We start from the raw sequence: 11,051 nt of genomic DNA, 5'->3' as shown, positions 1-11,051 counted from the left end.
GGATTGCAGCACAGATCATCACCCGCTACTCCAACCTGACGGACGTGGTCTGGAACGGCCAGAGCAAAGTCATCCTCAACAACCGCATCATGCCGTACGACAAGAAGTTCTAGGATTGACTCGCTGACCTTGATCGCTCAAGATGAGCTCGGAGGTTAAGATTGAGGCCGATACACTGAAAGGCTGACATAACCGAAACCACCGCCCGCTTCCCGAATCAGGGGGAGCGGGCGGTCTCATTTGAGCATCCAGCGCACTTTACTGCCTGACGTGTAACAACGGGCAAAGCCTGCCCTACTTCTTGTTACACCTCCTGGTTTTGTCCCGCGCTCCGTCCAACAGGCTCAGCTTTAGCCGAGATGTAGAGCTGTAGAGGGGGGGAGCGCAGCGCAACCCATCAATAACGATAGGTTACAAACGCCGTCTTCGGCAACACCCTTCTATTCGGTCCGTGCAGGAACCAGCACCTCCCGGTTGCCGTTGCTTTGCATGGCCGAGACAAGGCCTGCCCGCTCCATTTCCTCGATCAACCGCGCAGCGCGGTTGTAACCAATGCGCAGATGCCGCTGCACCAGGGAGATGGAAGCGCGTCGAGATCTGAGCACGATGGCGACAGCTTCATCGTAAAGTGGGTCACTCTCGGCACCCTCCTGCCCCGCCACCCCATTTTCGCCCCCTCCGCCTTCCTCATCCGATGCGTCAAGCACACCGTCCACGTACCGCGGCTCACCGTGCTCCTTGAGATATTCCACGACCCGATGCACTTCCTGATCGGCGACGAAAGCGCCGTGAACCCGCTGCGGATACCCGCTTCCAGGAGGCAGATAAAGCATGTCGCCCTGCCCCAGCAGCGCTTCTGCTCCCATCTGGTCCAGGATTGTGCGCGAGTCCACCTTGCTCGATACCTGAAAAGCTACGCGTGTCGGAATATTGGCTTTGATAAGTCCGGTGATCACATCCACAGAAGGCCGCTGAGTGGCGAGAAGCAGATGGACCCCTGCCGCACGCGCCTTCTGTGCAAGCCGGGCAATCAACTCCTCAACTTTCTTGCCCACGACCATCATCAGATCCGCCAGCTCGTCTATCACCACGACAATTACCGGCATCTCCTCCAGCGGTTCCCGTGCTTCCGGAGTGAGGCTCAGCGGATTGAGGATGGGTTTCTCATTCTTGATCGCCTCACGAATTTTCTGGTTATAGCCTTCCAGGTTGCGGACACCAAGCGCGGACATCAGCTTGTAGCGGCGTTCCATTTCAGCGACGCCCCAGCGCAGGGCGCTTGCTGCCTGACGCATGTCGGTAACCACCGGAGCCAGCAGGTGTGGGATGCCTTCATATACCGACAATTCAAGCATCTTCGGGTCCACCAATATCAGCCGTACCTGCTCCGGGGTGGACTTATAGAGGAGGCTCAGTATCATGGCGTTGATGGCGACCGACTTACCCGATCCCGTCGTTCCCGCGACAAGTACATGCGGCATTTTCGCCAGGTCTGCCACTATCGGATGTCCACCGATATCCTTGCCAAGGGCAATGGTCAGGGGCGATCCCATATCGGCATAAGCCTGTGAACTGAGAATTTCAGATAAGCGCACGACCTGCCGCTTGGGATTGGGAATTTCCAGACCCATCCAAGTCTTCCCTGGAATGGTCTCGACGACACGAATGCTTACCACTGATAAAGATCGCGCCAGGTCTTTGACCAGATTGAGAATCTGGTTACCTTTCACGCCGACGGCAGGCTCGATCTCATAGCGCGTAATGACAGGGCCGGGATATGCCGCCACTACCTTGACCTCTACTCCGAAATCCATCAGTTTCCGCTCGATCAGGCGAGAAGTGAATTCCAGTGTTTCCGTCGACAGAATTTCCACTTCTTTCTTTGGCGGCTCATCGAGCAGGCGTAACGGCGGCAAAGTGGAATCAGGCAGATCAGGAAAAAGCGGAGTCTGCTTTTGCCTCATCACCTTGCGCGGTTTGGGGAGTGCTGCGACCGGTTGTTCAATGTGTAAAGGCGGGTGTTCCTGCAAGCGCTTTTTTTCCACTTCCACCAGCTCTTCTCGCCTGATGGCGGAAACGGCTCCTACATGACGTTCCCGCCTGCTCCGCCAGCCACGGCCGATAAACAGGAAGACGCTTTCTATACTGCGCCAGATAAACAGGAAAAAACCTTCTATCGAGGCGCCTATCTGCTCTACCAGGCGCAGCCAGGATAGCCCCGTAAATAAACTGAAACCAATTGCAATCAATATCAGGAGTGCCAGCGTTGCGCCAGTAAAGCCCAGTGTCTGGGATAGACTCTTACTGAGCAGGAAACCCAGCACACCCCCCGGCATCTGCGGTAAAACCACCTTGAGGGAGTAGAAACGCAGGGCTTCCATTCCGCTGCTCGCCACGAGTAACAGCAGAAAGCCGACCATTGAAACAAACCACGGGCGGCGGTCGAATATGCTCCCATCGATGCGGCGATACATCCACCATACCAGGAAAAGTAAAAACAGCACTGACCACCAGGCGGAAACACCCAGCAAGTACAGCATCAGGTCGGACAGCCAGGCCCCTACCATGCCCCCAGGATTCTGCGCGGGCCCATCGCCACTGTGCGACCACCCAGGGTCGGCGCGCTCATATCCATAAAATATCAGCACCAGATAGAGTGCAACACCCAGCAGGGCAAGACTCGCCGACTCCCGCAGGAGCCGAGCGACTCTGGGCGGCAAAGGGTCGGGACTGATTTTTTTTGCCATTGGCTTGTTGACGAAGCTCATGGATATAGCAGCAGGAACAGTAACAACATGGATTATATAAGAGTTGGATGGGGGGTTAAAAATAAAACCACTACAGCGGAATAAGCAGCAGGAGGGCTCCCACCTTGCTTCTTATTCCATTGGAATAAATCTTCCTTCCTTGAGGCCGTTCGCTTCGTGAGGCCGTTCACTTCGCCAGGCATGTCCGAGCTGTTCGGAAAGCTCAGGACATGCTTGCCGCAAGGCTGGTCTACCCCCCCTTCTATCCTTCGAGGCTCAGGGTGAACGGGAATGAGGGATGAAGAGAAGAAGGAGCATTGAAAATGCTAATCTTCAATCGTGCCAGGCTGAGCAGCCTAAAGTGTCTCGTCCAGTATCTCGATCCAGTGCTCGACCGGCAGTGCGGCGCCACTGCGTATATGCGTGAGGCAACCTATGTTGGCAGTGGCGATCCGATCCGGATGGCCCGATTCGAGCGCCGTTACCTTGTTTTTCAGCAACTGCTGCGATAACTCCGGTTGCAGGATCGAGTAGGTCCCTGCGGAGCCGCAGCAAAGATGCGCATCCGGCACATAGGTCAAATCAAAGCCGGCAGCAGCCAGAATCTTCTCCGCGACGCCCCGGATGCGCATTCCGTGCTGTAAAGTGCAGGGAGAATGAAATGCAAGCTTCTGCCTGGGGTTTTCCCTGCCGGCAGTCGATTTACTGAGAAGAGAAACGAGCGCCGGCATCTCCGCTTCCACGATCTCGCTGATGTCCCTGGTCAACTCTGAAATGCGCGCTGCTTTTTCCGCGTATGCGGGATCATGCCGCAACAGATGACCGTATTCCTTCACTGTCACGCCGCAGCCGCTCGCAGTCATGACAATTGCTTCGATGCCCCTTGTTTCCTCGTTTGCTCCTCCCGTTGCCCGCTCCTTTGTTCCCGGCTTCATTCCCGGCTCTTTTTCAGGCTTGGGCGCAATATAGGGCCACCACGCATCCACATTGCGGCGCATGTAATCCAGCCCTTCCTGTTGGGCATTGAGATGGTAAGACACCGCGCCACAGCACCCCGCATCCGGAGCGCTGATGAGTGATATGCCAAGCTTGTCCAGCACGCGCGCGGCAGCCGCATTGATATTGGGCGCCAGTGCCGGTTGAACGCAGCCCTGGAGCACCAGCATCTTGCGCTCATACCGGGCAGCGCGAAGCGGCCGGCTTTCTTTCAGGGGTGCAGCAGGTATCGAATCCTTCAGAACATCCGGCAGCAACGGCCGGACAGCCCGGCCCACTTTCAACAGCGATGCAAACAGGCTCCGGTTCGGCAACGCCTGCCGCAACACATATCGCATGCTTCCGGCAGCAAGTCCTCGTCCCACCTTCTTTTCGACAATGCCACGGCCGATATCCACCAGATGACCGTAACGCACGCCCGAGGGGCAGGCTGTCTCGCAAGCGCGACAGGTGAGGCAACGGTCGAGATGCAATTGCGTCTTTTCCGTCACCGGCTCGCCTTCCAGCATCTGCTTCATCAGATAGATGCGCCCGCGCGGGCTGTCGAGTTCGTCTCCCAGCAATTGATAAGTGGGACAGGTAGCGAGGCAGAAGCCGCAATGAACGCAGGTTCGCAGTATTGCCTCAGCTTCCTTTCCCTCGGGAGTATCCTTGATGAAATCAGCGAGATTGGTTTGCATTTATAGTTCGGGATATAGACGGCCCGGATTGAAAATGCGCATCGGGTCAAATTTTTCCTTGAGGCGGCGGTGAATATTTATCATAGCCGGCGGAAGCGGATGAAACACAGCAGCAGCGGGCGTCCGGCTACGGAACAGGGTGGCGTGTCCCCCCACATCCCTTGCGGTCTTGCGGACAAGCGCTTGTACAGCTTCGTTATCCATCCCTGCATCGACTGAGAGCCATCGCAACGCGCCGCCCCACTCGATCAATTGTTTTCCAGGCAAGGACAGGGGAGCAGTAGTCGATTTAATGGACAAGCGCCAGAGCTGCTTTCCTGATCGAAAAAAAGGATGTACCTGCTCCCGTATCGATTCCCAGAAAGATATTTCCTCGGCAATTTCTTCTCCTCCCAATACCGCACGCGCCGCACGCACGGCGGAGGTTGCGCCGGACAGCCTTACAGTTAGCTCGCCGTCGCAGAAACAGGTTGCCGAAACCGGTAGCGGCTTGCCTGCCCAATGGTTCATCATCCGAATGGCTTCGGCTTCGCTCATCGATAAACGCAGCGTGCGCTCCTCTGCCGGCAGGGGAAGCACTTTCAGGGAAACTTCCAGCAATAATCCCAATGTGCCCAGAGAACCCGCCATTAAACGTGGAATGTCATAACCAGCCACGTTCTTCATTACCTGGCCGCCAAAGCTCAGGTCGTCCCCCCTGCCATCGAGCATGCGCACGCCCAGCACGAAATCCCGCACGGCCCCTGCCGAGGCGCGGCGTGGGCCGGATAACCCCGTCGCGATACAGCCGCCCAAGGTGGCACCAGCCCCGAAATGCGGCGGCTCAAACGCAAGCATCTGACCACGCCCATTCAATTCGGTTTCCAGCTGCCCCAGGCGGGTGCCCGCCCGAGCCGTGACGACCAGTTCGGTGGGTTCGTAATCCACTATACCCGCATAAGCCGTGGGGTCGAGAATACTCCCGCGTGCCCCGTCTCGTCCTTTGTCATGCGGACCATAAAAATCCTTGGTGCCGCCGCTGCGGATACAAAGGGGCGCATTACCCGCCGCAGCGGCGCGAATGCTCGCCGCAAGCTGATCGATGATTTCCTGCATGCGACGTCAGCCTGTCAGGCAGTGGGGAGTATATGAAATGGGCATGACTTCAAAACCTCGGCAACTCGGGGAATTTCTCTTTGCCTCGATGCACGTGCATCGCTCCCTGCTCCGCGCAGCGCCGCAGGGTAGGTATGGCTTTTCCGGGATTCAATAAGCTCTCAGGATCAAAAGCCGCTTTTACCGCATGGAACATTTCCAGCTCACCTGTCTTGAATTGGGAACACATCTGGTTGATCTTTTCAATGCCGACGCCGTGCTCACCGGTAATGGTTCCTCCAGCCTCTATGCACATCCTGAGTATTTTTGCTCCGAATTCCTCGGTCAATTCCAGCTCTCCCGGATGGCTGGCATCGTAAAGAATCAGCGGATGCAGGTTACCGTCACCCGCATGAAAGACATTCATGCAACGCAGCCCGTATTCAGCAGAAAGCGCTTCGATTCCGGCCAGCACGCTTGCAAGATTCTTGCGCGGGATGGTGCCGTCCATGCAATAGTAATCAGGGGAAACCCGGCCTGCGGCAGGAAAAGCCGCCTTCCGTCCCGCCCAGAACCTAACGCGCTCGGCTTCGTCGCGGGATGTCCTGACTTCCGTTGCGCCGCTCTGCCGCATAATCTCGTCGATGCGCTCGATCTCCTCCGCCACCTCTTCTTCCGCACCGTCGGATTCGCATAACAGGATCGCAGCCGCTTCGGTGTTATAGCCAGCGTGGACATACTCTTCCACTGCCCCGGTCGTGATCCTGTCCATCATTTCCATTCCAGCCGGGATGATGCCGGCGCCGATCACATTCGCCACCGCATTCCCCGCATCGCGGATGTCGTCAAATGCAGCCAGGACAACCTGGGCTTTCTTCGGGCGGGGAGTCAGTTTCACCGTCACCTCGGTCACGATACCCAGCATGCCTTCGCTGCCCGTCATGAGCGCCAGCAGGTCGTAGCCGGGAGCATCCAGACCGTCACTACCAATTTCGAGAAGTTCGCCTTCAATGGTCAAGACACGCAGTTTGAGAATGTTGTGAACGGTCAGCCCGTATTTCAGGCAGTGCACGCCTCCGGAGTTTTCCGCTACGTTACCCCCGATGGAACAGGCGATCTGGGAGGAAGGATCAGGCGCGTAATACAGCCCATAAGGGGCCGCAGCTTCGCTGATCGCAAGGTTGCGCACGCCTGGCTGCACCCTTGCCGTACGCGCTGCCGCATCGATCCCCAGTATGCTTTTCAGCTTCGCCAGCGACAACAGCATCCCCTGCGGGTGCGGCAAGGCACCACCGGAGAGGCCAGTGCCCGCCCCGCGAGCGACCACAGGAATCTTCAATGCATGACAGACTTTCAGAATTTCCGCTACTTCATCTTCAGTCCGCGGCAGCGCCACGATCATGGGCGTTTGCCGATAAGCGGACAGGCCATCGCACTCATACGGCCTCACGTCTTCGGTCTCATGCAGCACCGATTCCACAGGCAGAAAGGTCCGAAGCTTTTTTACAAGTTCGAGGGCGTCGTTCATAAGGTCATTGCCGCCAATTCAACTCATTCAACTCATGGTTCATCATGCGAGTCTTCCGGGGGCTTGATCTCATGATTCGCCAGTTTTTCCAGCATTCGTACCATGGCCGAACTATCCCATCCGGCACCGCCATGCGCGATGCACCCATTCAGCAGTTCCTGAGTCGTCTCCGTACCGGGCAGACTCACGCCCAATGCTCGCGCATTGGACAAAGCAAGACCCAGATCCTTCCGGTGCAGTTCGACGCGAAACCCGGGTTCAAACGCGCGCTCGATCATGCGCTCGCCGTGTACTTCCAGCACGCGGGAGTATGCGAAACCGCCCATTAACGCCTGGCGTACTTTCCGCACATCGGCACCCGCTTTCGAGGCAAACAACAGACCTTCGCCCACCGCCTCGATAGTGAGCGCGGCGATGATCTGATTGGCAAGCTTGCAAACCTGGCCCGTGCCATTGGGACCGATCAGGGTTATCGTTTTACCCATTAGCTCAAGAACCGGCTTCACTTGCTCGAATGCCGGGGGAGTGGCGCCGACCATAATGGTGAGAGTGGCATTCCGGGCGCCGATATCTCCGCCCGAAACGGGCGCATCCACGTACTCGCACCCAAGCTCATTGATTGCATCGGCAAATTTCCGCGTCTCAGCTGGCGAGATAGTGCTCATGTCTATCACAATCCTGCCTTTACTTCGCACGGTGTTCAATCCCTCCGCAACCCCGTCATCACCGAACAGCACCCGCTCCACATCATCTGTGTCCGGAAGCATGGTAATGATGATGTCAGCATTCTGCGCGACTTCAGCCGGTGAAGAGCAGGCTTGCCCGCCCTGCGTGAGCAATTCTGCCGGTACACCGCTGCGGGAATGTAGAAATAAGGTATGGCCCCCCCTCATCAGATGGCTCGCCATCGGCTTACCCATGATACCAAGACCGATGAAACCAATTTTCGTTCTGCCCGTCATACCCCTACCTATGTGCTGACCGCGCCAGTGATTATTCACTTTCGCTACTCTGCCACTCGTTCCCTGCCTTCCGATTTTCGCATGAGTCTGAGCTCGTCTGGTGTAAACTTTAGATGTCTGACGGAAATGGCGGGAAACATGAGCATATTCGTCTCAAATTTTTTCTCCATGCTCTGGAGTAAAAGCATTACTGGCAGGCTGGAATTTTCCGGCACATCAAAAATCAAATCGACATTTTGGAGAAATCCACCCTGGAACAGAATGATTGCATTTCAAAAATATCGTAGCAACTCTTACCGTATCGTCCCTGGCGATACGGTTCCCAACACGGAAGCAGTGAACGCAGCGCGAATCGAAACCGGAGCAGCCTCAGCAACACGTTGCAGTACGAGCAGCAACGTCAACGGGGCAAAAACTCAAGCATGAGCACACAACCAATCGTCATTATTGGCAGCGGCCTTGGCGGCTATACGGTCGCACGGGAATTCCGCAAGCTGGATACTACAACCCCCGTTCTAATCATTTCCGCGGATCACGGCGGTTTCTATTCCAAGCCGATGCTTTCGAATGCCCTGGCGACAGGCAAAACACCTGCCTCCATAGTCACCGCGAGCGCCGAGAAAATGGCCGAGCAGCTTAAGCTGACAATTCGGCCTTATAGCCGCGTAAGCGCTATTGATCCATCCAGCAAAACAATAACTCTACAGGATGGAGAGAAAGTTTCCTACAGCAAGCTCGTTCTGGCCATGGGAGCCGATCCAATCCGCTTGCCGCTGGAAGGAGAAGGTGCGAAAGACATTCTTTCAGTCAACGATCTGGAGGATTACCAGCGGCTATGCGACGCCCTGGGAGGAAAAAAGGACGTCACCATCCTTGGGGCCGGCCTGATCGGCTGTGAGTTTGCGAATGATCTGACGGCAGCAGGTTATCGGGTAAGGGTAATCGATATCAATGTCCACCCGCTGGGTCGGCTTCTGCCCCACACTGGAGGTGCTTTCATGCAACGCAGGCTCGAAGCTGCCGGTGTTGTTTTTCACCTGGGTGCCACGACCGAATACGTGGAACGGATCCATGAAAGTTTTCACCTGACTCTTGCCAACGGGGAAACGCTGCAGACCGATATCGTGCTTTCCGCCGTCGGATTGCGTCCACGCACCCATCTCGCCCAGGCTGCAGGCCTCGGGGTGAACCGCGGAATAGTGGTAAATCGCTCCTTGCAGACGCACAATGAGGATATTTACGCGTTGGGCGATTGTGCGGAGGTGGAAGGCAGGATTTTACCCTTCGTCATGCCGATCATGCATGCCGCCCGCGGGCTGGCGCCAACCCTCGCCGAAACGCCCACCCCGATACGTTATCCTGCCATGCCTGTCCTGGTCAAAACACCAGCCTGCCCGGCCGTCGTGTCGCCGCCAGCAACCGGAGTGCAGGGCGAATGGGTAGTGGAGGAAGATGAAAGCGGCGTGAAAGCTTTGTATAAAACCGCCGAGGGCAAACTGCTCGGCTACGCGCTGCTAGGGGCGGCTACCAAGGAAAAGAATGCACTGGCTGCGGAGTTGCCGGCGGTAATGGAGTAGACGGAGATCATACTTTAGGTTGAATCTCGGGGGAATCCACCTCCCCTCTCTGCATCACTGGCTCTAGCTCCGGCTCTGGCCCTGACACACCGGAGTCTATCCACAACTGTTCCAACTGCGGTTGCAGAACCTTTATAGAGAACCTGGACTCGATCTTGTGCCTTCCTCTTTCTCCGAATTCCCGGCGAAGGGATGGCGCAGCAAGCAGACGCGCTAACGCATGTGCGAGTCCTACGATATCACCAGAGTTTACCAGTAGGCCCTCTTGTCCTTCCGTTACCACCTCGGGTATGCCTCCAACAGGGGTAGTCACAATGGGAATCCCCCAAGACATCGCTTCCAGGATCGCCATAGGTACCCCTTCGTGGTATGAAGGAAGTACAAAGATAGCTGCTCGAGCGGCAAATGATCTTTTTCTGCTTTACCAAGCCACCCCGCAAACAGAATCTTGTCACTGACATCTTCCGACAACATCTGTGCCCGCTGTAGTTCGCCATCGCCCCCGATAACTAACCTGAAATTTTCGCTCAGTAACGCCACCGCTCGAATCAGGTCAAATGTACCCTTACGCTTACCAACCTGACCAAGAAATAATATGAGAGGGGGATCACATAGCTCGCTGCTACTTTCGTCTATCTCTTTCTCGCGTAACACCGCAGCAGGTAGCGGTACGGAGTTAAAAAGAATTACTGTACGTGTAGCAGGAGAAATCTTCTTAATATCTTTAGCCCAACCAGGGGATAAGGCAATAACATATAGCGCTCGCGATAGCAGAAATCTGATTAACTTCTTTCTACATTCTCCGCACTCCTGCTCAAAAAAATCAACGAAATCCGGACTGTGCAAGTGAATGAGATACGGGACCCGAAACATCATCCCCATCAGCAGAAAAAGTGACTTCCTCCATGTGCTTGCTCTTGAAGACATGTGCACATGAAGCAATCCAATCTGACCAGTAACCAGCATGTAGAGTAACTGTAGCCTCGCTACTCCTGCCGCATATGCTTTGGCAAATCTGGAACCCTGCCCATGCGTCACTACATACTTGACCTTCCATTTCTTCAGCACACCGCAATCTTCGTAGTTGCCGACCACGGTCGCGATTCCACCATGTGCTTCAGGCGATGTTCCGAGCATTACGATTGTCTTGTACTTTCCTTTTTTTATCATAATCGATTCAACTAAACCGCAAGTGAATAAGCAGATTTATTAGATAGTGTAGTCACGAGTCTCCGCACATGAGAGACTTGGCGAGTCAGGAAAGGAGACTCGTATGAAGGATTCGAAGCCCGCATACTGCCGCCACGATATATCCGATGAGACCTGGGCCTTGCTGGAGCCACATCTGCCCGGACGCAAAGGCGTCTGGGGCGGCATTGCCGAGGACAATCGCCGTTTCATCGATGCTGTATTCTGGATATTACGAACAGGAGCGCCTTGGCGGGATCTTCCGTTGGAGTACGGAGGGTGGAGCAACACGCACCGCC

The 11,051-nt window shown here is 55.8% G+C and carries 7 protein-coding genes and 1 pseudogene; 2 read left to right on the top strand and 6 right to left on the bottom strand.

What is annotated here, in order from left to right:
* Nucleotides 1-440: 440 nt before the first annotated feature.
* From AC52W5_RS04000 to AC52W5_RS03980, 5 genes are all read right to left on the bottom strand, one after another.
* Nucleotides 441-2,768: a DNA translocase FtsK gene (locus AC52W5_RS04000; protein WP_495670064.1), complete on the bottom strand. Its 2,328-nt coding sequence runs from the start codon at nucleotides 2,766-2,768 to the stop codon at nucleotides 441-443.
* A 335-nt stretch (nucleotides 2,769-3,103) separates the two neighbouring features.
* Entirely contained in the window at nucleotides 3,104-4,423 is a 1,320-nt protein-coding gene (gene glcF, locus AC52W5_RS03995; protein WP_495670063.1) for a glycolate oxidase subunit GlcF, read from the bottom strand.
* Nucleotides 4,424-5,518 (bottom strand): glycolate oxidase subunit GlcE, encoded by a 1,095-nt coding sequence (glcE, locus tag AC52W5_RS03990; RefSeq protein WP_495670062.1) that lies wholly within the window; start codon nucleotides 5,516-5,518, stop codon nucleotides 4,424-4,426.
* Between the two features lie 49 nt (nucleotides 5,519-5,567).
* Nucleotides 5,568-7,025 carry an FAD-linked oxidase C-terminal domain-containing protein gene (locus tag AC52W5_RS03985; RefSeq protein WP_495670061.1) on the bottom strand — a complete coding sequence of 486 codons (1,458 nt, stop codon included), beginning with the start codon at nucleotides 7,023-7,025 and terminating at the stop codon, nucleotides 5,568-5,570.
* Nucleotides 7,026-7,057: 32 nt separating this feature from the next.
* Nucleotides 7,058-8,026: a 2-hydroxy-3-oxopropionate reductase gene (locus AC52W5_RS03980; RefSeq protein ID WP_495670060.1), complete on the bottom strand. Its 969-nt coding sequence runs from the start codon at nucleotides 8,024-8,026 to the stop codon at nucleotides 7,058-7,060.
* 383 nt (nucleotides 8,027-8,409) lie between these two features.
* On the opposite strand from AC52W5_RS03980, the gene AC52W5_RS03975 reads away from it, so the two are divergent.
* Nucleotides 8,410-9,564 carry an NAD(P)/FAD-dependent oxidoreductase gene (locus tag AC52W5_RS03975; RefSeq protein ID WP_495670059.1) on the top strand — a complete coding sequence of 385 codons (1,155 nt, stop codon included), beginning with the start codon at nucleotides 8,410-8,412 and terminating at the stop codon, nucleotides 9,562-9,564.
* Between the two features lie 7 nt (nucleotides 9,565-9,571).
* Here AC52W5_RS03975 and AC52W5_RS03970 read toward each other — a convergent pair.
* Nucleotides 9,572-10,437: pseudogene (locus AC52W5_RS03970) on the bottom strand (glycosyltransferase family 4 protein).
* 400 nt (nucleotides 10,438-10,837) lie between these two features.
* On the opposite strand from AC52W5_RS03970, the gene AC52W5_RS03965 reads away from it, so the two are divergent.
* Nucleotides 10,838-11,051: transposase (locus AC52W5_RS03965; protein WP_495670058.1), on the top strand; the 214-nt coding region annotated here is incomplete at its 3' end.

The sequence above is a fragment of the Nitrosospira sp. CT genome, assembly GCF_059489795.1.
Note: the sequence above shows the minus strand (reverse complement) of the source record. Positions and strands in the feature narration are given on the sequence as shown.